The following is a 23,381-nucleotide window of genomic DNA, read 5'->3' on the forward strand; positions in this document are numbered from 1 at the left end:
GTTAAAACCTTCAGGAATAACCACGAGATATATACGGTAAGTACGCTAAATAAAATTTAAGGTATTTGGTTAGTAATTAAATAGTTAGATTTGCGTTTAATTGCAAACCCCTGTTAATGCGTAATAAATTATTAATATCGATCACCGCTCTGGTTATTACAATGTATGGTTGTATGAAGAACCCGGTGATTAATAACCCCGAACCGCCACCCCCCGTTACAGGGGAAGATGTTGCAGCGCTAACCGCTGTTAAAATAGAAGCCTCGAAGAACACGGGTAAGATAAGCGCTGATATTACCTGTGGCTTTGTTAATGATACCATTACCGCTATACTTCCTGATTTAAAGGCCGTTAAAAAGCTGGCTTTAACTTTTACACCAAAAACCGCAGGCAGTACCATAAAAGTGAGCGATACCTTGCAAACCAGCGGCAGTACCATTGCTGATTATAGTAAAGCGGTTACGCTTACCGTAACATCGCCGAAGGGGAGCGTAAAAAACTACGTTATTAAACTTAAATCGTTTACAGGCATACCTATAATGTATTTAACAACCAGCGGCCCGGTGGTATCAAAAGATGTATATGTAACGGGTAGCGTAGTGGTTGATCCAAACCTGGAGGTTGAGCAGGCGGTAAACAATATCCCGTTGCAGATTAAGGGACGCGGTAATTCTACCTGGTCAAATTATCCTAAAAAACCTTACCGGTTAAAGTTTAATAACAAAGCCGCCATGCTGGGTATGCCGAGCGCCAAAAACTGGGTGCTGTTGGCTAATTATAACGATAAAACCCTGATGCGTACCAAGATCGCTTTTGAGCTGGCCCGCAGGGTAGGATCGGATTTTGCACCACAGAGCCGTTTTGTTGAGGTGGTGATGAACGGCGAATATATTGGCAACTACCTGCTTACAAGCCAGGTTGAAATACACGAAAACCGGGTAAACATAACCGAGATGAAAGCCACCGACGAATCTGCAAGCACCATTACAGGCGGCTACCTGGTTGAACTTGATTTTAGATTGGATGGTACCTATAACTGGCGCACAACAAGCAAAAATATTCCCTTCATTATTAAAGAGCCCGAAGAAATAACCCCGGCGCAGTTTGCCTACATTAAAGACTATATACAAAAAACCGAAGACGCACTTTACGCCGCTAACTGGAACGACCCCGACAACGGCTACGCCAAATACATCGACCCCGACTCGTTTATGCGTTGGTATCTGGTACAGGAAACCGTAAAGAACCAGGACTCGTGGGATTTTAGCAGTATATTTTATTATAAAGACAGGAATGGCAAACTTGGCATGGGCCCTGTATGGGATTTTGACATCAGCCTGGGTAATTGCGATTACTCGGTATCCGGCAGCCCCGATCAATGGTACAGCCGCAACGGTTTGTGGATGATTCGCCTGGCGCAGGATAATGCCTGGAACCTTAAATGGCGTAATAAATGGGCTGCTGTGCGCACCAAAGAAGTACAACAAATGTTTACAGATATTGATAACCTGCAGGCATACTTAAAACTATCGGCGGCCGCAAACTTTAAACGCTGGCCTATACTTGATCAATACGTGTTCCCTAACAAAGTGGTGTTGGGTACCTACGATAAAGAGGTGGAATACATGAAAAACTTTCTGCAACAGCGCGTAGCGTGGATGGATGCTAACATTGGCGGCTATTAATTTTTAATGTTTAAAAAGGTCTACCAGCGTATCTTGCGTAAGGCCGGCCAGTAAGAATATTAGCCCTGTTGCGATAATAGATTTAACGATGATGGTAGCCTTCGGCTGGTCGTTAAAAAAGTTGACGTTGGTTATAACGCAGTATAAAACAATGACCGGGACTTCTATATACCGGGTTTCAAACTCAGGATCAACAAATTTAGCCAGGTGCGAAAGCATCATAATTAACACCAGGAAAGCGAGCGAATACAATTGCAGTATGCCGATTTCTGCATAATTGTAACGCGTGTTCTTAAAAAACAGGTAGAGTATTAAAGTATAAACCGGCACCAAGCCAATTTGTAGCAGTACCCAGTATTGGTGAAAAAAGTCGGTTTCGGCGGCCTGCGAAACATGGTAATATTTTACGATGATGATGTTTGTCCAGTACACATCTAACGCCGCAAGCGACGCGCAGATAAAAAACATGGAGAAGGGCTTTTGATGCCTGGCCCTGAAGCCTGCAATATACAGGCGCTGCATGTGCCCGGGGCGCAGCAGCAACTCTTTAAGCGTAAACAAAAAGCCTTTGTCCAGGTGCGAAAAAAAGTGAAACACCTCGTGCAATAAACTATGCAGGGTTATGCGTTTTACCGCGTAAGCCTGCCCGCAGTTTTGACAATATTTTCCGTCGCCATCCTCGGCGCAATGCATACAGGTTGTGGTAGTTACGCTTGCCATACGCTAAAAATAATAAACTGGTATTGATATAGTGTAAAACATCATGATAAATTAGATGGATTATTATTCACATTTGTTGTAGGCGCGCGTCTATAAAGCAAAACCTGTTTATGAAAAGAATACTACCTGTAATTGTCATCTCCCAGTTTTTTTGCACCTCGCTGTGGTTTGCAGGCAATGCGGTAATTGCCGATGTTATTAAACAGTTTGGCTTAAGTATATCTGTAGCCGGGCTTACCAGCGCGGTGCAGGCCGGGTTTATAAGCGGTACGTTGGTATTTGCCTTGTTAAGCATGGCTGATAGGTTTTCGCCCGTGCGGGTTTTCTTTACCTGCGCGCTGGTGGCTGCGGTTATCAACCTAGGTATATTGTTACCTGGAAGCGGGGGTGCTACGCTATTGCTCTGCAGGTTTTTAACGGGTTTTTTCCTGGCGGGAATTTATCCCGTAGGCATGAAAATAGCCGCCGATCATTACGAAAAGGGCCTGGGCCGGTCGTTAGGATTTTTGGTAGGGGCGCTGGTATTGGGTACTGCCTTTCCGCATTTTTTAAAAAGTATGATGAGCGGCCTGCCATGGCGCTATATTTTGTACGCAACTTCGGCCCTGGCAGCGATGGGTGGTATAGCAATGTTAACGCTGGTGCCCGATGGTCCGCATCGTAAGGCCGGGCAACAACTTAAACTGAACAGTTTTTTAAGCAATTTCAAGAACCCGGATTTCCGCGCGGCCGCGTTTGGCTATTTTGGCCATATGTGGGAACTGTATGCATTTTGGGCCTTTGTACCTTTAATGCTTACAGCTTACCACGAACATTATCCGGCAACGGCTATCAATGTTCCTTTTTTATCTTTCGTTATTATAGTAGCCGGTAGTGTGGCTTGCGTTTTTAGCGGTATAGTTTCGCAACGTATGGGTGCCAAACTTACGGCTATTATTGCGTTGGCCATATCATGTGCATGTTGTTTGCTGTCGCCATTACTGTTGTTTAATGGTAGCCTTGCAAAGGTTTTAATTTTTATGTTGATATGGAGCACAAGCGTTATTGCCGATTCGCCTTTGTTTTCTACCCTGGTAGCGCAAAACGCGGTGCCGCAGCTAAAGGGTTCTGCATTAACTATTGTGAATTGTATCGGCTTTGCTATTACCATTGTGAGTATCCAGTTTATTAATGGCTTGCGCGCGAGCATTGGCAATCAATATGTTTATATGCTATTGGCTATAGGTCCCGCGTTAGGTTTATTGGCGCTAGCGCGGGGTAGACAGAAAGAGTTAAACTAAAACCCTTGGTCTGCTTATTGCGTTTCTTTTTTTCGATAGCTATTTTATAAATTAGATTAATGGAGAAAGCAGCCACAAAAATACGAGCTATAGTAACAGGTGCCACCGGCATGGTGGGCGAAGGTGTTTTGCACGAATGCCTGATAGACCCGCAGGTAGAGGCGGTGCTGGTCATCAACCGCAAACCCGGCGGTTATGTGCATCCAAAACTGACGGAGGTGATCCACAAAGATTTTTTCGACCTAACAGCTATTGAAGTGCAGTTAACCGGCTATAATGCCTGCTATTTTTGCCTTGGTGTCACATCAGTAGGTAAAAACGAGGAGGAGTATTTTAAGCTTACATACACGCTTACGCTAAATTTTGCCGAAGTGGTAAGTCGCGTAAATAAGGATATGACTTTTTGCTACGTATCCGGCAAAAGTACGGATAGCACAGAACAAGGTAAATTGATGTGGGCGCGTGTAAAAGGTAAAACCGAGAATGACCTTACCAGGCTGCCTTTTAAACAAGTCTATAATTTTCGCCCGGGGCTAATGCAACCAACCGAAGGATTGAAGAATGCGCCGAAGGCATACAAATATTTGGGATGGCTATACCCAATCGTTAAATGGATGTTCCCGAACGCCGCCTGCAAGCTAAGCGAAGTAGGGCGCGCCATGATCAATATAACTCAGTATGGATATCACACTAATACCATTGAAGTGCCGGATATCATCGCGTTAGCAAAAAATAAATAAAAACCTATTTAAGGTGCTTTTTTACCATGGCGGTTAAAGCCGTTAAATCAAACGGTTTACGCAGGTAATCATCGGCAAGGCCTGCTTCGGCAATTTCCTGTATATTACTTACCGCCGAAATAATGACTATTGGTATGTGGCTTGTAGCCGGGTTGCTTTTTAACTCTTTACTTAATTGCTGGCCATTGGCATCGCTTTTCCATTCGGTAAGCCAGTTATCCAACAATATCATATCAGGTTTAAGCGTGTCTAATGTTTTTAAAATTTTGGAGTCTTCGGATGCTACTACTTCGTATTGCTCTTCCTCCAACACATAAACAATGGTGTCCCTGATGTCTTTATCATCTTCAATTACCAGTATTTTTTTAGCCATGTTTTTAGATGTAGATTATAGGGTAAACAACGGCAAAAGGGCTTTTGTTTTGAGGATAATGAGTGAGTTTTGAATAAGTGAATGCTTTTTAAATATTTACTCATTCACACATCCCATCATTCAATCCTTAAGGTTATAGCACACTCTGCACCGTGGTTCGTAGCTTTCTTTTTCGCCAAGCAGTACTTTGTCTTTACTGGGTACCAGGCGGTAGGAGTATAGCGCGGTGTTGCCACATTTAACGCAAACAGCGTGTACTTTGGTTACCGATTCGGCAATTGCCATGAGTGTGGGCATGGGGCCAAAGGGGCGGCCTTTAAAATCCATATCCAGGCCGGCAATAATTACGCGTACACCTTTATTAGCTAAAGCTGTACAAACTTCGGGCAGTTTATTGTCAAAAAACTGCGCCTCATCGATACCCACTACCTGCGCGTGGCCGGCAAGCGCCAGTATGGCCGATGATTTATCAACCGGGGTGGCCACTACCTTAGTTGAGTTGTGTGATACTACATCTTCTTCCGCATAGCGGATATCAAGCTTAGGTTTAAAGATTTTTACGCTGAGTTTGGCATAACGGGCACGGTTTATACGACGGATCAACTCCTCGGTTTTGCCCGAGAACATGGAGCCGCAAACAACTTCAATGCCTCCGCCACGCTCATTCTTCCTACTAAAAACCTCCTCGCTTAGCTGCATGCCTAATTTTGTGAAACGCCTAATATCAGAATTTAATGCTTAATTTTGATAAGCATTTTCTAACAACTATGAAGCAGAAGGAAGTATTTAATAAAATTGGCGTCATTATAAAAGAAATTACAGATCAATATAAATACCTGGAAACCAACCCTGATGATCTGAATGCCCTTGAACTGGAACTTTTTGTGGCTAACGCGCATTTTTTAGCAGACCACGCCGAGATATTAAATAAATTAAACACCCAGGCCAATGCCGAACGCATAGTTGCCAAAAATGAAGAAGCTGTACGCAAGGAAAAATATTTTGAACCCGTAGTGCGCCAACCTGAGCCTGAAAAGCCCGAACGGGTAATTGATACTACTGCGACCGAAGCAAAAGATAGTTTTCAATTTATTATGGATGAGCCCGAGGTGATCCGCCATGAATTGACTGCCGACGATATACCGGGTTTTGACGAAGAAACTGAATACCCGGAAGAGGATGAAGAGTTACTACAGGATGAGATAACAGAAGACGAACAGGAAGCAGAAGCCGCTTTGCCACCTGTGCCCGAAAAGCATGAGCCGGTAGCTATTGAATTGCCAGTAACGCCTGTTAAGCCTATACCCGAGCCCGAGCCACCGGTGCAGGAAGCATCAAAACCTAAGTCGAAGCCCGCCGAAGCGCCGGCTAAGGAAGATATGTTGACCATTAACCAGCGTATTTCGGCCCAACTAAGCGCGGCCAAAGGAGGCGAGCAACCGGCCCAGCAACCCATAACCGACCTGAAGCAGGCCATAAACCTTAACGATAAAATGCTGTATGTAAAAGAGCTGTTTAATGGTTATAGTCTGGCTTATAGCGAAGCCATCGAGATATTGAACCGCTTTCAATCATTTGAGGAGGCCGACCGTTTCCTGAATAAAAACTATGTAACCAAAAATAATTGGGAGAGTAAAAAAGACACTACGGAGAAATTTTACGCTATTTTAAAGAGAAGGTATTTGTAGGTTCTCTTATTTGTCATTTCGAGCGTATGCGAGAACTATTCTCTTAAGCGTAGCGAAAAAACCTTATACGGGCGGTGACTAGCTCAATGTATATTATATCTCATTGATCCTGGTCGGGATGCATATTTATTTAATAATCATATAACCCACTTCGTAAAATAATACTGTATTAAAACAGTTATTATTGCCGGTTGGTTATTTACCTTTGCAGCAACCTGTTTATTTAATGAAGAATAAAATTCCGTTTTTATTGTTGTTGGCGTTTGTGTTGGTTGGCACATTGTATAATTCGTGCAAAAAGGACGAGCAAAGCTCCATTGAAGCCGCATTTACCAGGGGCCGTTGGCAGCTTTCAAGTATTACAGTTACCACAGCTATTGGCGACAGTACGCATATAGACACTTTAAATACCACCTGCGATAGTACCCAGTATTTTACTTTTAACGCCGATAAAACCTGTAGCTATACGAATTTTCATTGCAAGGCTCAACCAATAGCGCGCGGTAAATGGGCACTGTCTGAAGATCAGCTTTATTTAGTATCAGATATGGTTTGCCAGGATACAACCAAGGTCGGAAGTTCAAAACCGTTTGCAAATGCACAGATTTTTAACGTTGGGCAATATTCGTTGGTACTGCGTACCGGTGATCTGCAAAACTATTCAACCACAAAAAAACGTGTGGTTGTACGTTATGGCTTTATCCGTGAAAGGCCGGTTACCAACTAGCAAATACCAAGTAATATTATATATTTGATCGAACAATAAAATATATCTGCCATTTTGAAAAAACGAATCGCCATTTTTGCTTCAGGCTCGGGTTCAAATGCTCAAAAAATAATGGAGCATTTTAAACGCCATGCCGATGCCGAAGTTGTACTGATACTAACCAATAACCCGCAGGCTTATGTATTGCAGCGGGCAGATAATTTTGAAATACCATCGCACATATTTACCCGTAACGAGTTTTACCAAACCGACGAAGTAATACGCATGCTTAAAACCCTGCAGGTAGACTTGATCGTACTGGCCGGTTTTTTATGGTTGGTACCGCAATCATTACTACAAGCTTTCCCCAATAAAATTATTAACCTGCATCCGGCGCTGTTACCTAAATACGGCGGTAAGGGTATGTATGGCGATAATGTTCACAACGCGGTGTTGGCCGCGGGCGAAGAAGAATCGGGCATTACCATACACTTTGTTAATGAGCAGTTTGACGAGGGCGAGGTGATTCACCAGTCGCGTTTTAAAATAGATGCCGGCGACAATCTGGAAATGGTAAAATTTAAAGGTCAGCAGTTGGAGCATTTGCACTTCCCGAAGGTTATTGAGTCTCTCCTGAAAAAAATGAAAAGCTGATTTTTAAGATTAGCTATTGAAGATTAAAGATTAGTTTTATTTTTATCGCGTTGATTATAAACCGGTAACAATTTAATCTTTAGCACCCCCATGACCGATAAACCTGCCAGCAGCAGCATTTTCCAGCTTGCCGTTATTGTTAGTGCCCTAGGCTTTTTTGTCGATACCTACGATCTTCTCTTATTTGCTATTATTCGCAAACCTAGTTTAACCGCATTAGGCTTATCTCCTGCCGAGGTTTTAACGCAGGGCGAACTGCTCATCAGCATACAAATGATCGGTATGGTGATAGGCGGCATAATCTTCGGTGTTTTGGGTGATAAAAAGGGCAGGCTCAAGGTTTTATTTGGATCGATTTTGTTGTATTCGATAGCCAACCTAGCCAATGGCATGGTTACTACCCTTAATCAATACATTGCTTTACGATTTATAGCAGGCGTTGGTCTGGCCGGTGAACTAGGCGCGGGTATTACCCTGGTAAGCGAGTTGCTGCCGAAGGAAAAACGCAGCACCGCGGCTGGCTTTATTGCAGGCTTCGGTTTGTTTGGCGTGGTAGCTGCATCCATCATCAGCAAAATGGTGGACTGGCGCGTGTGCTATTATATTGGCGGCGTGTTAGGTTTAGTATTGCTGCTGATGCGCATACAGGTGCAGGAGAGTAACATCTTTAAAAACGTGCAGGAAACTAACATAAGCAAAGGCAATTTCCTGATGTTTTTTAATGATCGTAAGCGTTTTGCCAAATATATGCAGTGCATTTTAATAGGTGTACCTGTTTGGTATACCATAGGCATACTGGTTACTTTCTCCGACCAATTTGCCAAAGCCATGGGTATAGAAAGCGTAGAACCCGGCACGGCCATTATGTACCTGTACATGGCCATAGCCGCCGGCGATTTTAGTGTAGGCTGGCTTAGCCAACGGTTACGTAGCCGCAAGAAAACCCTGTTTATTTTTTATACTATATCGGTATTATTTACGGTGTTGTACTTTTTGCAGCATGGCGCTACCGCGGGCTGGTTTTACTTTATATGCGCAGGCCTGGGTTACGGTGCCGGCCTTAACGTAGTTTATATAACCAGTAGTGTAGAGCAGTTCGGTACTAACTTACGTGCCTCGGCAGGTATCAGTATACCCAATATGGTGCGTGGTACATTGCCGCTAATGATCTTACTTTTTAAGTTTACCCGCGAGGTTTTTGATAACTACCTTATAGGTGGTTGGGTAACGGGTTTGATCATTTATGCTATAGGACTGAGTGCGGCTTGGTATCTGAAAGAAACTTACGGTAAGGATCTGGATTTTGTGGAGGGTGGGGTTAGTTAGACCTTCGCGCAACTGCAAATAAATCAGTTAGTTTTGCTTAGTGTTTGCTATACACGCAACAGAAATGCTGTGCTATTAAATTTTCTTCAAAAAAACTAATCACTAATCACCAATCTCTAATCTCTAATACGTACCTTTGCGGCTCAAAATTTTAGCGTAAATGAGTCAGTCTGTTGCAATTAAAAATGCCCTTATTTCAGTTTATTACAAAGATAACCTGGAGCCTATTATTCATGAGTTAAAACGCCTTGGTGTGAACATTTACAGCACCGGCGGTACCGAAACTTTTATCCGCAGCCTTGGTGCTGATGTGATCGCAGTGGAGGACCTAACTTCATACCCATCAATTTTAGGCGGACGTGTAAAAACCCTGCACCCAAAGGTGTTTGGTGGTATTTTAAACCGCAGAAGCAATACCAGCGACCAGGAGCAAATTGCACAATACGAGATCCCGGAAATTGACCTGGTAATTGTTGACCTTTACCCGTTCGAAGAAACTGTATCATCTGGCGCAGGCCATGACGATGTTATCGAGAAGATCGATATCGGCGGTATATCATTGATCCGTGCCGCGGCAAAAAACTTTAAAGATGTAGTTATCCTGGCGTCAAAAGATGATTACCTGGAGCTTGACGAGATGCTGAAATCGCAAAACGGCACCACTACTATTGATCAGCGTAAGCGTTTCGCTCAAAAAGCGTTCAACATCACTTCAAACTACGATACGGCCATCTTTCAGTACTTTAACCAAGACGAGCCGATGCCGGTATTTAAAAACAGTATTCAAACCAGCAAAACCCTGCGTTACGGCGAGAATCCGCACCAACAAGGTACTTTCTATGGCAACCTGGATGCCATGTTCGCCAGCCTGAGCGAAAAAGGAAAAGAGCTATCATACAATAACCTTGTTGACGTTGATGCAGCTGTTGAATTGATCAACGAATTTACCGAGCCAACCGTAGCCATATTAAAGCATACCAATGCTTGCGGTGTAGCTACCCGCCAGTCAATTAAGCATGCCTGGATAGATGCTTTAGCCTGCGACCCGGTTTCGGCTTTTGGTGGGGTTATCATTACCAATACCGAGATAGATGCTGAAACAGCTACCGAAATAGATAAATTATTTTACGAAGTATTAATCGCGCCGGCTTACACTGACGAAGCTGTTGCCATACTTACCGCGCGTAAAGGCCGTATAGTTTTGGTGCGCCAACCTGTGGAATTACCGGTTAAACAATTTAAAACTTTGTTAAACGGTGTTATTGAGCAGGACAAGGACCTGGTAATTGAAGGCCCGGCAGCTATGAAAACTGTTACCGAACGCCAGCCGACCGAGCAGGAGTTGAAAGATCTTTTCATTGCCAATAAAATCACCAAGAACACCAAATCAAATGCCATCGTGTTGGTTAAAAATAACCAGATGCTGGCCAGCGGTGTAGGACAAACATCGCGTGTTGACGCTTTAAGACAAGCGTTGGCAAAAGCCGAATCATTCGGGTTTGACGTTAAAGGTGCTGTTATGGCGTCTGAAGCGTTCTTCCCGTTCCCGGATTGTGTGGAGATAGCTGCTGATGCCGGCATTACTGCGGTGTTGCAGCCGGGCGGCTCTATTAAAGACCAATTGTCTATTGACATGGCTAACCAGAAAGGTATAGCGATGGTGACAACCGGTATCCGCCACTTTAAACACTAATTAATAGTGATTAGTTGATTAGGTGAATAGTTAAAATATTAAACATTTAAACTATTTCATGCCAGTTTAACGTTAATGAAATGTTAGTCGGGGTTTATTAAGATATTTTCAAAAATAACTGTTCACTTAATCAACTTATCCCAACTTAATCAACTAAATTTATCAACTTTGCAAAATATTTGAAGCAAACGAAAAATGGGTTTATTTAACTTTTTTACGCAAGAGATAGCCATAGATCTGGGTACGGCAAATACCTTGATCATACATAATGACAAAGTTGTAGTTGACGAACCGTCGATAGTGGCTTTTGATCGCACAACCAACAAAGTAATTGCTATTGGGCGCCAGGCCATGCAAATGGAGGGCAAAACCCACGACAATATACGTACCGTACGCCCGCTTAAAGACGGTGTAATTGCCGACTTTAACGCTGCCGAGCACATGATACGCGGTATGATCAAAATGATCAATCAAGGTAAAGGATGGTTCTTCCCATCGTTACGTATGGTTATCTGTATCCCATCGGGTATCACCGAGGTGGAGAAACGCGCGGTGCGCGACTCTGCCGAGATTGCCGGTGCTAAAGAGGTTTACCTGATACACGAACCAATGGCTGCTGCCGTAGGTATCGGTATCGACGTGGAAGAGCCTATGGGTAACATGATCATTGATATTGGTGGTGGTACTACCGAGATCGCGGTTATCGCGCTTTCGGGTATCGTTTGCGATCAGTCTATCCGCGTAGCGGGAGATAACTTCGACTCTGATATCGTTCAGTACATCCGTCGCCAGCATAACATCATGATCGGTGACCGTACTGCCGAGAAAATCAAGATCGAAGTTGGTGCAGCATTGCCAGAGTTGAGCGACCCTCCGGGCGATTTCGCGGTTCAAGGTCGTGACCTGATGACCGGCGTACCAAAACAGATCATGGTATCATACACGGAGATAGCGCACTGCTTAGATAAATCGATCTCGAAAATAGAAGAAGCGATATTGAAAGCCCTGGAGATCACTCCGCCCGAGCTTTCTGCAGATATTTACCAAACCGGTATTTACTTAACCGGTGGCGGCGCGTTATTGCGTGGGTTAGACAGACGTATATCTGCCAAAACCAAACTACCTGTACACGTAGCCGAAGACCCGCTACGCGCCGTAGTACGCGGCACCGGTACCGCATTGAAAAATATTGGTAATTTTAAATTCTTAATGCAGTAATTTTAGATGTGAGACGTGAGATATGAGTATTGAGACACTTTAGTCCGGCTGATATCTCACATCTCAAATCTCATATCTCAAATCTCACAAAATGCGCAACCTGTTAATCTTCATCAGCAAGTACAACGCATTTTTTCTGTTTATTATATTCGAGGTTTGCGCGCTCATCATTTACGTTAAGTATAACTCTTTTCAAAAAGCAAACTTTATTAATACCACCAACCAGCTAACCGGCAATTTGTACGCGCAGGTTGATGAGTTTAAAAGCTACTTGTCTTTAAAAGACGAAAACAACCGCCTGGCTCGCGAGAATGCCCAGCTGCGCAATCAGCTTAAAACCTCATTTTATGTGGATAGCGCTGGTAAGCATAAGGTTGTTGACACCATTTACAAGCAACAATATGAGTATGTTGAAGCTAAGGTTATCAATAATTCGGTGAACCGCCGCAATAACTATATCACCATAAATAAGGGCAGCAATGCCGGCATTACTAAAGGTACCGGTGTTATTTGCAGCCAGGGTGTGGTGGGTAAAGTTGTTTTTGTAGGGCCGCACTACTCGATAATCCAATCGCTTTTGCATAAAGAAACCATTATTAGTGCCATGCTGGCCAACAGTAAGGATAAAGGCTCGTTTAAATGGGGCGATAATCTTGATCCGCATAAAGGCTTGTTGTATGATGTATCGAACAACGTACAGCCAAAGCTGGGCGAGCAGGTGGTAACTTCAGATGTATCATTATTCCCTGCCGGGATATTAATAGGTAAAATAAGCAACCTGCATGCCACCAGTACCGGCGGCTTCCTGTTAAATATGGATGTTGCTCTGGCCGTTAATTTTAGTAGCCTGGAGTATGTGTATGTAGTAAATAACAAACTGGCGCAAGAACAATTGGGATTGGAGGCTCAGCAAAAGCAAGATGAGTAGGGCAATAATTATAAACATCATCAGGTTTGTGGCACTGGTGTTTATCCAGGTGTTTTTGCTGAAGAACATTACGTTGTATGATTTGTCGACACCGTACCTGTACATCCTCTTCATTTTGTTGCTGCCATTTGAAACGCCTAACCTGTTACTTTTTCCATTGGCATTTATATTAGGTTTGGTGATAGATGCTTTTTATGATACCCCCGGACTGCACACCGCTGCCTGTACCTTACTAGCCTTTACGCGGGTGTTGTTCATCAGTATAACCGTACAAAAAGAAGGTTTTGATAACGAGCCCGAACCTACCCTAAGTATCATGGGTTTTCGCTGGTTTTTTACTTATGCGCTCATTCTTACTTTCATCCATCACTTATTCCTTTTCAACCTGGAAGTTTCTCGCCTTACCGAATTCAATTACACCATAAGCCGCGTTGTATTGAGTACAATATTTACAGTATTTTTGATGCTGGTTTCGGGCCTTTTATTTTTCAGGAGGAAAGAGCGTAAGTAGATGAATAATTTTTTTGAGCGACGTTACATTATTGCAGGAATTTTCATTACGCTGGTGGTGGTTCTACTGGCGCGATTATACTATATCCAGATAGTTGATGATCGGTATACGCTTTTCGCCAAATCAAACGTAGTACGCCGCATTATTCAGTACCCGGCCCGCGGGCCTATTTTAGATCGTAACAATCACCTCCTGGTGCAGAACGAATTGGTTTACGACATTACCGTTATCCCCAAAAATATCAAACCTTTTGATACGCTTGAGTTTTGTAAGCTGATAGGGATCACCAAAGAAGAGTTTCATAAAAAACTCAGAAAGGCTATAGCTTATTCGCCTAACCTCGAGTCGCCGTTTGATAAGCAGTTATCGCCCGAGTTGTTTGCATCATTGCAGGAACGGATGTCCGAATTTCAGGGTTTCAGCATACAGCCGCACCCGGTACGTACTTATCCCGACTCAACAGCAGCCGTGTTCCTGGGCTATATAGGCGAAGCCAGCGAAAAGGTTATTGCCGATTCGGGCGGCTATTACCGCAGGGGAGATTATATTGGTATAAGCGGTGTAGAAAGAAAATACGAAAACCTTTTGCGTGGTACCCGCGGAGAAACGAATATGATGGTTGATTCGCGCGGCGTGCCCAAAGGGCGATATGCTAACGGCGAGTTTGATATATTGGCTGTAGCCGGCGAACGTTTAAAGTCATCATTGGATGTACGCATACAGAAGCTGGGCGAAACGCTGATGCGTAACAAAGTAGGCAGCATTGTAGCTATTGAGCCATCAACCGGCGAAATATTGTGCTTTGTAAGCAGCCCAACTTATGATCCTAACTTGATGGTAGTGGGGCCCGACCGTGGCGAAAATTATAAGCAATTAACCACAAATCCTTACAAACCTACACTTGTAAGGCCTATTATGGGTACTTATCCGCCCGGCTCATCCTTCAAGCCGTTAAGCGCCTTAATAGCTTTGCAGGAAGGTATCATTACCCCCCAAACAACCTATTTATGTCCCGGGGCTTATTTGGCCAACCGCGGCAAACCAAAATGTACACACGTGCACGGTTTGGTTAACCTGAGCAGTGCCATTGCCGAATCATGCAATGGTTATTTTGCAATGGTTTTTGAGCGGTTAATAAATTACCGTAGCCCAAAACTTACTGACCAGAATTTTGATAAATGGAGCCAGAATGTAAATAAGTTTGGCCTGGGCGTAAAAGTAGATATCGACCTTCCCAGCGAACAGCGGGGCTTTATACCTAAGTCGGCATTTTACGATAAATATTACAAAAAAGGCCGCTGGCGTTCAAGTACCGTATTGTCATTAGCCATAGGGCAGGGCGAGGTTTCGGCTACGCCGCTGCAGCTAGCTAATATTGAATGTGCTATTGCCAACCATGGCTTTTACTATAAGCCGCACCTGATAAAAGGCATAGGAGAAAAGCAGATAATTAAACCCGAATACCTGGTAAAAAACAGCGTAGGTATTGATGCCAAATATTTTGAACCGGTAATTGATGGTATGCAAAGTGTGGTTGACTATGGTACGGCGCAGGGCTCAAAAATACCTGGTATAACTATGGTAGGCAAAACGGGTACGGCACAAAACCCGCATGGAAAAAACCACTCGGTGTTTGTAGCCTTCGCCCCGCGCGAGAATCCGAAAATTGCCATCGCGGTTATTGTAGAGAACTCAGGAGATGGCGGTACTTTTGCCGCGCCGATAGCGAGTTTTATAGTAGAGAAATATTTGAGAGATAGCATTACCCGCCGTCCTTCGGGTATTTTCCCGGAATACTATATTGAGAAGAACCTGCTGCCCGAACTAAGGACAGCGGTTAAAAAGCCGGTAACGCCGGATAGCCTGAAGAAAGCCAAAGCAGATTCGGCTAAAAAATCAAAAACAATAACAGCATCTGCCAATAAGAAAAACGCGGCTGCTACAGCAACGGCCATGCTGCCAAAAAGGAGGGACGATGAGTAATCAGCAACGCAGTTTCTTTTTTAATGTTGATTGGTTAACCGTGCTGGTTTACCTGGCATTGTGCACCGTTGGCTTGTTAAGCATCCATTCCGCGGTATTTGATCCGCGCCATTCGGGCCTGCTTGATCTGGATACCAATTATGGGAAGCAGTTTATTTTTATCATTGTATCGGTAGTATTGGGCATAGTTATTTTGCTGTTGGAGAGCAGGTTTATTACCGCCCTGGCACCCGTTATTTATGCGGTTACTACGTTGTTGCTCATATTGGTACTGGTGGTAGGCCGTAATGTAGGCGGTAACCAGGCATGGATAGATATGGGTGGCGGTTTTAGGCTGCAACCGTCCGAGTTTGCTAAGGTGGCTACTTGTTTGTTGCTGGCGCGATACCTGAGCGGGGCCAATATAAAATTAACCGAGATCAGGTCGCTGGCTATAGCAGCCGGCATTATCATATTCCCGATGATGCTTATTTTGCTGCAGCCAGATGCGGGTTCAACACTTGTCTTCAGTTCGTTGATATTTGTTTTGTACCGGGAGGGGCTATCACCTTATTTCCTCATTTTGGAAGGATTATTTATTGCGCTGTTTGTGTTCACTATAAAGTTTGGTAACCTGTTTTACGTCATAGGTGGCATTGTTGTGGTAACACTTGTACTGATATGGCTGTTTAAGCGCAGCAGACAAATGATGCTTACGCTACTGGCCGGTGCTGCTATTTGTATAGTCTTTGTTTTGAGCATACAATTCCTGTACACCAAAGTATTAAAGCCACATCAAAAAACGCGTATTGATATTGTCCTGGGGATTACCAAAGACTTGCGCGGAAAGGGTTATAACGTTAATCAATCAAAAATAGCCATAGGCTCGGGCAAGCTTTGGGGTAAGGGCTATATGCAGGGCACCCAAACCAAATACTCTTTCGTACCCGAGCAAAGTACCGACTTTATTTTTTGTACCGTAGGCGAGGAATTCGGCTTCGCCGGATCTGTAGTGGTGTTGGGCCTTTACCTGTTACTTGTACTCCGCATCATCCACATCGCCGAAAGGCAGCGATCGCCCTTTACGCGTATTTATGCTTACGGCGTTGGTTCGGTTATCTTCTTTCACGTATTGATTAATATTGGTATGACCATTGGTATTGTACCGTCCATAGGTATACCCTTACCATTTATCAGCTATGGCGGCTCATCGTTGTTAAGTTTTACAATAATGCTGTTTGTGCTGTTAAAACTGGATTCGAACAGGATGGGGATGATCTATGCTTAAATAAACCACCATGTCATCTCGACCAACGGGAGAGAACTATACATATTCAGGATGAAGTATACTTGTAGGTGTATAGTTTTCTAGCTATAGCTCGAAATGACATCTTAGTAAAGGGGTGTCGATTCAAATTCCAGACTATACACTTACTACACCATCATTCCTTCAAACTTCTCCCAAAAACCATCTTTAGGTACAGCGGCAGTTATCAGTATCGATTCTTTTTTTATAGGATGAATAAACTGCAAACGGCGCGCGTGCAGGCAAATGCTTTTGCGTAAACTGCCGCGAGGATACCCATATTTATTATCGCCCACTATAGGGCAGCCCAAGGTAGATAGTTGCACACGGATCTGGTGCGGGCGACCGGTTATGGGGTCAACTTCTATTAAGTAATAGCCATCCAGTTCACCAACCAGTTTATAGTTCAGTTCAGAGCGTTGGCTACCCTGCACTTCCTTATCATGCGCTTTGGTAACGTTTTTCTGCGGATTTTTGATGAGCCAATGCACCAGGTTTCCGGCCTCGGGGTAGGGGCGTTTACGCACCACGGCATAATAGGTTTTATGCATTTCGCGGTTTTTAAACATGTTGTTTATACGCTCTAAAGCCTTGCTTGTTTTGGCGAAAAGTATCACGCCGCTCACCGGTCTGTCTAATCGATGCACCACGCCCAAAAACGCGCCGTTAGGCTTGCTGTATTTATGGGCGATGTATTTCTTCACCTTTTCATCCAACGATTCATCGCAGGTATCATCCACCTGCACAATATCGCCCGCGCGCTTGTTAACGGCAATAAGGTGGTTATCCTCATAAAGTACATCCTTATCAGTTATAGGTTGCGGCGCGTATTTAAATTCAGGTCGTGACATGTGTTATATAGTCCGGGAGTCGGAAAGACCGAAAGTCCGGAAGTTTTTATTTTTTTGAACCCTCTCTTTTGGAGAGGGCAGGGTGAGGTCTAATATTGCTCTTTATCGCTCGGGAAACTTCTGCCTTTTACATCGCTTACATATCCTTGTATGGCATCGTTCATAATATCATATAAACTGGCATACTGGCGTAAAAAGCGGGGTTTAAACCCTTTGTTTATGCCTAGCATATCATGTATTACCAAAACCTGTCCGTCGCAATCCTGGCCCGCGCCAATACCTATGGTTGGTACCGCTAAGCTTTCAGAAACTTCTTTAGCCAGTTTCGCCGGTATTTTCTCTAATACCATTCCAAAGCAGCCTAGTTCCTGTAGCTTTAGGGCATCTTCACGTAGTTTTTGTGCTTCGGCTTCTTCTTTGGCGCGTACGGTGTAGGTGCCAAATTTATAAATGGATTGCGGTGTTAAACCCAAATGCCCCATAACAGGTATACCCGCAGTAAGTATCCGACTTACAGATTCGGCTATTTCAATACCACCCTCTATCTTCACCCCATGCGCTCCCGATTCCTTCATAATACGAATAGCCGAAGCCAAAGCCTCTTTAGAGTTACCCTGGTACGAACCGAAAGGAAGATCTACAATAACCAAAGCGCGTTTAGCGGCGCGCACTACCGATGAAGCGTGATAGATCATTTGATCCAGCGTAATAGGCAGCGTGGTTTCATGGCCGGCCATCACGTTTGATGCCGAATCGCCCACCAGGATCACATCCGTGCCGGCAGCATCAACAATTGTAGCCATCGAAAAATCATAAGCGGTAAGCATGCTTATCTTCTCGCCCTTGTTCTTCATTTCTTGAAGCGTGTGGGTGGTAATGCGTTTTATTTCTTTATTTACAGACATGGCCGGGTTATTAAGATTGGGCAAAGTTAGAATATTTTATTTCGGAATTCGGATATCGGATTTCGGAATTGCTAGTCATGGTCAATACGTATTCTAATCTGACAAAACAATTATCAAAAAATCCGAAATTGAACATCCGAAATTCGAAATCTTTTCCTACTTTTGCGGCGTGAACAAGGAAGTTTTTTACTTCATATTTCCATCCTACTTTTACGGCGCATCGCACCAGACCAGCCGCTTTTTTAACCATTCAACATATTTAAATAAATGACTTATTTCACTAAGCTACCTGCTATTTTGTTATTGGAAGACGGTACCGTATTTTACGGTAAAGCCGCCGGAAAAATAGGAACCACTACAGGCGAAATATGTTTTAATACCGGCATGACCGGCTACCAGGAAATTTTTACCGACCCTTCATACTTCGGCCAAATCATGGTAGCAACCAACGCGCACATTGGTAACTACGGTATTGCCGATGCAGAAGTTGAATCGGGCGAGATCCAGATAGCGGGTTTGGTTTGTAAAAACTACAACATCGCTTACAGCCGTAAACAGGCTAACGAAAGTATCCAGGATTATTTCCAGCAGCATAACTTGGTTGGTATATCTGATGTGGATACCCGCCAACTGGTGCGCCACATCCGCGATAAAGGTGCGATGAACGCTATCATTTCTTCAGAGATATTAGACCTGGAAGAACTGAAAGCTAAACTGGCGGAAGTGCCTTCAATGGATGGCCTGGAGCTTTCATCAAAAGTATCAACCAAAGAAACTTACACTATTGGCGATGAGAAAGCACCTTACCGTGTAGCGGTTTTAGACTTAGGTGTAAAGAAAAACATCCTGCGTAATTTTGACGATCGTGATGTTTATGCCAAAGTATACCCGGCCAAAACTACCTTCGCCGAAATGGAGCAAGATTTTGCGCCAAATGGCTACTTTATCTCAAACGGCCCCGGTGATCCGTCGGCAATGCCTTACGCGGTTGAAACCGTGAAAAGCATCCTGGCTGCTGATAAACCGATGTTCGGTATATGTTTAGGTCACCAGTTGCTGGCTTTGGCTAACGATATCCCGACCAAGAAAATGTTTAACGGTCACCGTGGTTTAAATCACCCGGTAAAAAATATCATCATCAACCACTGCGAAGTAACTTCACAAAACCACGGATTTGGTGTAGTACCTGATGCGGTTCGTGCATCGGATAAAGTAGAGATCACCCACGTTAACCTGAACGACGATTCGATTGAAGGCATACGTGTAAAAGGTAAAAAAGCCTTTTCGGTACAATATCACCCTGAATCATCTCCGGGCCCGCATGATAGCCGCTACTTGTTTGATGACTTTGTTAATTTGATGAAGTAATCAGACACTATAAGATAAATGTAGAGACGCAATATTTTGCGTCTCTTTTTGTTTGTGGCTACCCATGCCGCGGGCGGGTATCATCCTGAGCTCCGTCGAACGGTGAGCGCAGAGGCCTCTGCCCACATGCTTCGAGAGCCTCAGCATGACAGCCCGCGCTTTTGCAATAACTTTGGCAATCCTTTTGCATTACGCTTCACCACAAATCATCAACCATGAAAAAAGGAGACACCGTACACTGGAACTGGGCATCCGGCGAAGCCGAAGGCAAAATAGAAAAGAAACACACCGAAACCGTTACCAAAACCATTAAAGGCGCCAAAATAAAACGTAAAGCCACAAAGGACGAACCGGCTTATGAAATTAAGCAGGAGAGCGGCGCCAAGGTGCTGAAATCAGAAAGCGAATTGAAAAGCGGAGGAAAGTAATAATTACATTCACCGATTAAGCCTCCCGTTTGGGTAGGGTTGGGAGGGGTCTTACCGACATTTTTCCTCCGTTTACCTAATAACCCTGTGTGAAAATTGACATCGTACGCACATTTGTATCGTCAAAAACAACATCACACAATGGAAAAACTATTCACTATCCCGCTAATGTTTGTAGTAGTAAAGTTTATTGCACACGCGGTGGCAGCGGCACAGTTAATTGGTCATTTGGTAAAATAGCGCACGGTATTTAGCTTTCGGCGTGTAAAAAAACGATTATCGCGCCGAAAGTTCATTGATAATCCAAATTTCTGTACCATTTTTACGCTATGGCAAAACAACCCATTATTACGGTAAATAACCTGGTGAAAAACTATGGCGATTTTAATGCCGTAAAAGATATTAGCTTTGAGGTTTACGAAGGGGAGATATTCGGCCTGCTTGGCCCTAACGGCGCCGGCAAAACCACCACACTGGAGATCATTGAAACCCTGCGCGACAAAACATCGGGCAATATAACCGTTGATGGGTTTAATATTGATACCGACGCGCTGAACATTAAACGCCGCATAGGCGTGCAGTTACAGGCTGCCGGCTACTATCCAAACCTTAACCTTACCGAACTGATTGAACTGTTTTGCGGCCTGTACGGCGTTAATAAAACCCCGCAGGAAATGCTGGAGAAAGTTGCCCTGACAGATAAAGCAAAAGCCAAATACAAAGAACTATCTGGCGGACAAAAGCAACGTTTCTCTATAGCCACCACGCTGATCAACGACCCGCGCATTGTTTTCCTGGACGAGCCCACTACCGGCCTCGACCCGCAGGCCCGCCGTAACCTGTGGGACCTGATCAAACAGATCCGTGACAACGGCACTACCGTAGTAATAACCACCCACTACATGGACGAAGCCGAAGTGCTTTGCGACCGCGTAGCATTTATAGACGGCGGCAAGGTAGTAGGTATTGATACCCCCGATAACTTTATTGATAAACTGGTAGAATCTGGCTTTGAACGACCAAAACAAGTTAAATTGGCCAACCTAGAGGACGTGTTTATTAATCTTACAGGGAAAGAGTGGCGGGGTTAGTTTTGAGTCCATAGTATATGGACCATAGACCATAGTTAAATGTTACCCAATATAAATTTCCATGGACTATCGACCATGGACCATGGACAAAAAATACAATGATCAACAATAACAAATACAGTAACACCCAGGCTACGCTGGCTATAGCGAAGGCGGCCTTTCGTTCCATAGTGCGCAGCCCGTCGTCGGTGGTGTTTACTTTAGCATTTCCCTTGATATTTATTTTGGTGTTTGGTTTTATTGGTGGGGGCGGTGTGGCTATTGATGTGGGTGTAGCTAAGGGCACCGATACGCTAAACCCGGTTTACCAATCGTTGGCGCATACCAGCGTGGTGCGCTTAATTACCAGTCAAACTAAAGAGGAAATGGATATGAACCTTGAAAAGGGTAACATCGATGCCATCCTCAATATTAAAAAAAATAGCGGCACGCCCCCATTTACGGTTGATGTACTTTATACCGGCGCTTCTTTCGAAAAAGGAAACATCCTGAAATCTATTCTCAACAACACTTTATATAACGTAAATAGCAAAGCAGCTAACGGCCCGCCTCCTGTTGCCGAGTTAAAGCAAGCCACCATCAAAGGTCGCGCTTACAAAACTATCGACTTTATATTACCCGGCCAGCTAGGTTTTTCGTTGCTGAGTACCGGTGTTTTCGGTACCGCCTTCGTGTTTTTAAGCCTGCGGATAACTTTAGTTATTAAACGTTTTTTTGCTACACCTGTGCAACGTTACAGCATTGTATTGGGCGAGGCTATAGCGCGTATCAGCTTTGCTTTAATAGGTGCCTTGTTCATTATTTTAGTAGGGCACTTTGCATTTGGTTTTACGCTGGTGCATGGGGCGGTCACGGTAATTAATATGATGATACTCTCTTTATTGGGCGTAATTGTGTTTATGGGTTTTGGTTTCGTGGTATCGGGTATTGCTAAAAACGAGAGTTCGGTGCCACCAATAGCTAATATTATTACGCTTCCGCAGTTTTTGCTGTCGGGCACATTTTTCTCTATCAGTGTGTTTCCGGCCTGGTTGCAGCCTATCAGCAAGGCCTTGCCTTTAACTTATTTGAATGATGCCATGCGTAAGGTAGCTTTTGAAGGCGCAGGGTTGTTGGATGTTACTCATCAGATATTGATCATTGCCGTATGGGGTATAGGTGTTTATGCCTTGGCGGTAAAGTTGTTTAAATGGGAGGCTTAAATGACCTCTTTTGAATTTGAAAATAACTTAGAAGCGGGAAGGGAAATATTCGAAAATGTGCCGAATGATCTTGTTCCAAGTTGGGCTGCATTGATATTATCTTCTTTCGACAATTACATAAAAGATATTCCACAAGAGATAATAGAGCTTTATCTAATAATTGGTGAAAAGGATAGATGGGCGGAAGCTCATGAACAGTTTACTAAAATTAGAAGAGTTTTGTTAGCTCAAAATTTTTCTGTACCTGAATGTTACATATTCTTGGCAGAAATGGTTGCTAAGGTAACTTATAATTCGTCTAAAAGCGCTGCTCCGTTTGATGCAGACAGTGGTTGGTTTATATCTCAATTTGCCATGGCTACTGCTCAAAGCATAGATCTTCATTTTATTGAAGATGAAGTGAAATCGGCATTATTAATGTTTGAAAGAAATGAGAGTTTTAGGACAGATTTGTATGCAGCTAAAGCCTTTATGTTGTATATGAAAATTGATGACATTCTCTGGTTTGATTGGGATCCACTTGGGATTAGTGAATTTGCACCGCGAGATGAGTATCGATTTTATACTCCAAAAATTTTCGAATTAAAAAAGCTTGGAGTGCAGAATGAAGAAATTGCGGCACAGCTCCTCGGTTTTGAAACCCAGCGTATGGCTATGCCAGGGGCTTTTGAGAAGTGTTTAGCAATAGCGAGAAAAATAGATGCCTTATCCAGAATTTACAACTTAACATAAGCTTAACATTAACA

At 43.8% G+C, this 23,381-nt stretch carries 23 protein-coding genes; 18 read left to right on the forward strand and 5 right to left on the reverse strand.

Annotation, left to right across the window (positions count from 1 at the left end):
• Positions 1–173 precede the first annotated feature (173 nt).
• A complete protein-coding gene (locus tag AC59JT_RS20040) occupies positions 174–1,685 on the forward strand; it encodes a CotH kinase family protein (protein ID WP_497402502.1) in 1,512 nt (503 codons plus the stop codon).
• Positions 1,686–1,688: 3 nt separating this feature from the next.
• Here AC59JT_RS20040 and AC59JT_RS20045 read toward each other — a convergent pair whose 3' ends face one another.
• On the reverse strand, positions 1,689–2,405 hold the full coding sequence (locus AC59JT_RS20045; protein ID WP_497402504.1) for a DUF3667 domain-containing protein: 717 nt from the start codon (positions 2,403–2,405) through the stop codon (positions 1,689–1,691).
• A 110-nt stretch (positions 2,406–2,515) separates the two neighbouring features.
• Between AC59JT_RS20045 and AC59JT_RS20050 the strand changes: the two genes are divergently transcribed.
• Together AC59JT_RS20050 and AC59JT_RS20055 are read left to right on the forward strand one after the other, a co-directional pair.
• Positions 2,516–3,685, forward strand: coding sequence for an MFS transporter (locus AC59JT_RS20050; protein WP_497402506.1), 1,170 nt, complete (start codon positions 2,516–2,518; stop codon positions 3,683–3,685).
• Between the two features lie 59 nt (positions 3,686–3,744).
• Positions 3,745–4,425: an NAD-dependent epimerase/dehydratase family protein gene (locus AC59JT_RS20055; protein ID WP_497402508.1), complete on the forward strand. Its 681-nt coding sequence runs from the start codon at positions 3,745–3,747 to the stop codon at positions 4,423–4,425.
• 4 nt (positions 4,426–4,429) lie between these two features.
• On the opposite strand, the gene AC59JT_RS20060 is transcribed toward AC59JT_RS20055, so the two are convergent.
• Together AC59JT_RS20060 and AC59JT_RS20065 are read right to left on the reverse strand one after the other, a co-directional pair.
• Positions 4,430–4,798, reverse strand: coding sequence for a response regulator (locus tag AC59JT_RS20060; RefSeq protein ID WP_497402510.1), 369 nt, complete (start codon positions 4,796–4,798; stop codon positions 4,430–4,432).
• 120 nt (positions 4,799–4,918) lie between these two features.
• The gene (locus tag AC59JT_RS20065) at positions 4,919–5,497 is read right to left on the reverse strand and encodes a thymidine kinase (protein WP_497402512.1); all 579 of its coding nucleotides are present in this window, start codon (positions 5,495–5,497) and stop codon (positions 4,919–4,921) included.
• Positions 5,498–5,565: 68 nt separating this feature from the next.
• Here AC59JT_RS20065 and AC59JT_RS20070 point away from each other — a divergent pair, with 68 nt between their 5' ends.
• From AC59JT_RS20070 to rodA, 10 genes are all read left to right on the forward strand, one after another.
• Positions 5,566–6,486 carry a DUF8457 domain-containing protein gene (locus tag AC59JT_RS20070; RefSeq protein ID WP_497402514.1) on the forward strand — a complete coding sequence of 307 codons (921 nt, stop codon included), beginning with the start codon at positions 5,566–5,568 and terminating at the stop codon, positions 6,484–6,486.
• Positions 6,487–6,712: 226 nt separating this feature from the next.
• Positions 6,713–7,213, forward strand: coding sequence for a DUF5004 domain-containing protein (locus tag AC59JT_RS20075; RefSeq protein WP_497402516.1), 501 nt, complete (start codon positions 6,713–6,715; stop codon positions 7,211–7,213).
• Positions 7,214–7,267: 54 nt separating this feature from the next.
• A complete protein-coding gene (gene purN / locus AC59JT_RS20080) occupies positions 7,268–7,846 on the forward strand; it encodes a phosphoribosylglycinamide formyltransferase (RefSeq protein ID WP_497402518.1) in 579 nt (192 codons plus the stop codon).
• A 90-nt stretch (positions 7,847–7,936) separates the two neighbouring features.
• Positions 7,937–9,172, forward strand: a complete 1,236-nt coding sequence (locus tag AC59JT_RS20085; protein WP_497402520.1) for an MFS transporter — start codon at positions 7,937–7,939, stop codon at positions 9,170–9,172.
• Between the two features lie 160 nt (positions 9,173–9,332).
• Positions 9,333–10,865: a bifunctional phosphoribosylaminoimidazolecarboxamide formyltransferase/IMP cyclohydrolase gene (gene purH, locus AC59JT_RS20090; RefSeq protein WP_497402522.1), complete on the forward strand. Its 1,533-nt coding sequence runs from the start codon at positions 9,333–9,335 to the stop codon at positions 10,863–10,865.
• Between the two features lie 195 nt (positions 10,866–11,060).
• The gene (locus AC59JT_RS20095; protein WP_377187171.1) at positions 11,061–12,083 is read left to right on the forward strand and encodes a rod shape-determining protein; all 1,023 of its coding nucleotides are present in this window, start codon (positions 11,061–11,063) and stop codon (positions 12,081–12,083) included.
• Positions 12,084–12,174: 91 nt separating this feature from the next.
• Positions 12,175–13,011, forward strand: coding sequence for a rod shape-determining protein MreC (gene mreC, locus AC59JT_RS20100; RefSeq protein ID WP_497402525.1), 837 nt, complete (start codon positions 12,175–12,177; stop codon positions 13,009–13,011).
• On the forward strand, positions 13,004–13,522 hold the full coding sequence (locus AC59JT_RS20105; protein ID WP_497402527.1) for a rod shape-determining protein MreD: 519 nt from the start codon (positions 13,004–13,006) through the stop codon (positions 13,520–13,522). The genes mreC and AC59JT_RS20105 overlap by 8 nt, the downstream gene beginning before the upstream one ends.
• The gene (gene mrdA, locus AC59JT_RS20110; RefSeq protein ID WP_497402529.1) at positions 13,523–15,505 is read left to right on the forward strand and encodes a penicillin-binding protein 2; all 1,983 of its coding nucleotides are present in this window, start codon (positions 13,523–13,525) and stop codon (positions 15,503–15,505) included.
• Positions 15,498–16,772 carry a rod shape-determining protein RodA gene (rodA, locus tag AC59JT_RS20115; RefSeq protein ID WP_497402531.1) on the forward strand — a complete coding sequence of 425 codons (1,275 nt, stop codon included), beginning with the start codon at positions 15,498–15,500 and terminating at the stop codon, positions 16,770–16,772. The genes mrdA and rodA overlap by 8 nt, the downstream gene beginning before the upstream one ends.
• Positions 16,773–16,918: 146 nt before the next feature.
• On the opposite strand, the gene AC59JT_RS20120 is transcribed toward rodA, so the two are convergent.
• Together AC59JT_RS20120 and panB are read right to left on the reverse strand one after the other, a co-directional pair.
• Positions 16,919–17,641 carry an RluA family pseudouridine synthase gene (locus AC59JT_RS20120; protein WP_497402533.1) on the reverse strand — a complete coding sequence of 241 codons (723 nt, stop codon included), beginning with the start codon at positions 17,639–17,641 and terminating at the stop codon, positions 16,919–16,921.
• An 89-nt stretch (positions 17,642–17,730) separates the two neighbouring features.
• Entirely contained in the window at positions 17,731–18,546 is an 816-nt protein-coding gene (panB, locus tag AC59JT_RS20125) for a 3-methyl-2-oxobutanoate hydroxymethyltransferase (protein ID WP_497402599.1), read from the reverse strand.
• Between the two features lie 267 nt (positions 18,547–18,813).
• Between panB and carA the strand changes: the two genes are divergently transcribed.
• The 5 genes from carA (at position 18,814) to AC59JT_RS20150 (ending at position 23,367) form a co-directional block, all read left to right on the forward strand.
• Positions 18,814–19,914 (forward strand): glutamine-hydrolyzing carbamoyl-phosphate synthase small subunit, encoded by a 1,101-nt coding sequence (gene carA, locus AC59JT_RS20130; protein ID WP_497402535.1) that lies wholly within the window; start codon positions 18,814–18,816, stop codon positions 19,912–19,914.
• Between the two features lie 215 nt (positions 19,915–20,129).
• Positions 20,130–20,342 carry a hypervirulence associated TUDOR domain-containing protein gene (locus tag AC59JT_RS20135; protein ID WP_497402537.1) on the forward strand — a complete coding sequence of 71 codons (213 nt, stop codon included), beginning with the start codon at positions 20,130–20,132 and terminating at the stop codon, positions 20,340–20,342.
• A 329-nt stretch (positions 20,343–20,671) separates the two neighbouring features.
• Positions 20,672–21,433, forward strand: a complete 762-nt coding sequence (locus AC59JT_RS20140) for an ABC transporter ATP-binding protein (RefSeq protein ID WP_497402539.1) — start codon at positions 20,672–20,674, stop codon at positions 21,431–21,433.
• A 98-nt stretch (positions 21,434–21,531) separates the two neighbouring features.
• Positions 21,532–22,635, forward strand: coding sequence for an ABC transporter permease (locus tag AC59JT_RS20145; protein ID WP_497402541.1), 1,104 nt, complete (start codon positions 21,532–21,534; stop codon positions 22,633–22,635).
• On the forward strand, positions 22,636–23,367 hold the full coding sequence (locus AC59JT_RS20150; protein WP_497402543.1) for a hypothetical protein: 732 nt from the start codon (positions 22,636–22,638) through the stop codon (positions 23,365–23,367).
• The last annotated feature ends 14 nt before the right edge of the window (positions 23,368–23,381 follow it).

This window comes from Mucilaginibacter sp. A3364 (genome assembly GCF_059690715.1).

Excerpts from the sequence above, each read along its gene's own strand:
- AC59JT_RS20040 (WP_497402502.1), top strand. The coding sequence starts at position 174 with ATGAAGAACCCGGTGATTAATAACCCCGAACCGCCACCCCCCGTTACA.
- AC59JT_RS20045 (WP_497402504.1), bottom strand. The coding sequence starts at position 2,405 with ATGGCAAGCGTAACTACCACAACCTGTATGCATTGCGCCGAGGATGGC.
- AC59JT_RS20050 (WP_497402506.1), top strand. The coding sequence starts at position 2,516 with ATGAAAAGAATACTACCTGTAATTGTCATCTCCCAGTTTTTTTGCACC.
- AC59JT_RS20055 (WP_497402508.1), top strand. The coding sequence starts at position 3,745 with ATGGAGAAAGCAGCCACAAAAATACGAGCTATAGTAACAGGTGCCACC.
- AC59JT_RS20060 (WP_497402510.1), bottom strand. The coding sequence starts at position 4,798 with ATGGCTAAAAAAATACTGGTAATTGAAGATGATAAAGACATCAGGGAC.
- AC59JT_RS20065 (WP_497402512.1), bottom strand. The coding sequence starts at position 5,497 with ATGCAGCTAAGCGAGGAGGTTTTTAGTAGGAAGAATGAGCGTGGCGGA.
- AC59JT_RS20070 (WP_497402514.1), top strand. The coding sequence starts at position 5,566 with ATGAAGCAGAAGGAAGTATTTAATAAAATTGGCGTCATTATAAAAGAA.
- AC59JT_RS20075 (WP_497402516.1), top strand. The coding sequence starts at position 6,713 with ATGAAGAATAAAATTCCGTTTTTATTGTTGTTGGCGTTTGTGTTGGTT.
- AC59JT_RS20085 (WP_497402520.1), top strand. The coding sequence starts at position 7,937 with ATGACCGATAAACCTGCCAGCAGCAGCATTTTCCAGCTTGCCGTTATT.
- purH (WP_497402522.1), top strand. The coding sequence starts at position 9,333 with ATGAGTCAGTCTGTTGCAATTAAAAATGCCCTTATTTCAGTTTATTAC.
- AC59JT_RS20095 (WP_377187171.1), top strand. The coding sequence starts at position 11,061 with ATGGGTTTATTTAACTTTTTTACGCAAGAGATAGCCATAGATCTGGGT.
- mreC (WP_497402525.1), top strand. The coding sequence starts at position 12,175 with ATGCGCAACCTGTTAATCTTCATCAGCAAGTACAACGCATTTTTTCTG.
- AC59JT_RS20105 (WP_497402527.1), top strand. The coding sequence starts at position 13,004 with ATGAGTAGGGCAATAATTATAAACATCATCAGGTTTGTGGCACTGGTG.
- mrdA (WP_497402529.1), top strand. The coding sequence starts at position 13,523 with ATGAATAATTTTTTTGAGCGACGTTACATTATTGCAGGAATTTTCATT.
- rodA (WP_497402531.1), top strand. The coding sequence starts at position 15,498 with ATGAGTAATCAGCAACGCAGTTTCTTTTTTAATGTTGATTGGTTAACC.
- AC59JT_RS20120 (WP_497402533.1), bottom strand. The coding sequence starts at position 17,641 with ATGTCACGACCTGAATTTAAATACGCGCCGCAACCTATAACTGATAAG.
- panB (WP_497402599.1), bottom strand. The coding sequence starts at position 18,546 with ATGTCTGTAAATAAAGAAATAAAACGCATTACCACCCACACGCTTCAA.
- carA (WP_497402535.1), top strand. The coding sequence starts at position 18,814 with ATGACTTATTTCACTAAGCTACCTGCTATTTTGTTATTGGAAGACGGT.
- AC59JT_RS20135 (WP_497402537.1), top strand. The coding sequence starts at position 20,130 with ATGAAAAAAGGAGACACCGTACACTGGAACTGGGCATCCGGCGAAGCC.
- AC59JT_RS20140 (WP_497402539.1), top strand. The coding sequence starts at position 20,672 with ATGGCAAAACAACCCATTATTACGGTAAATAACCTGGTGAAAAACTAT.
- AC59JT_RS20145 (WP_497402541.1), top strand. The coding sequence starts at position 21,532 with ATGATCAACAATAACAAATACAGTAACACCCAGGCTACGCTGGCTATA.
- AC59JT_RS20150 (WP_497402543.1), top strand. The coding sequence starts at position 22,636 with ATGACCTCTTTTGAATTTGAAAATAACTTAGAAGCGGGAAGGGAAATA.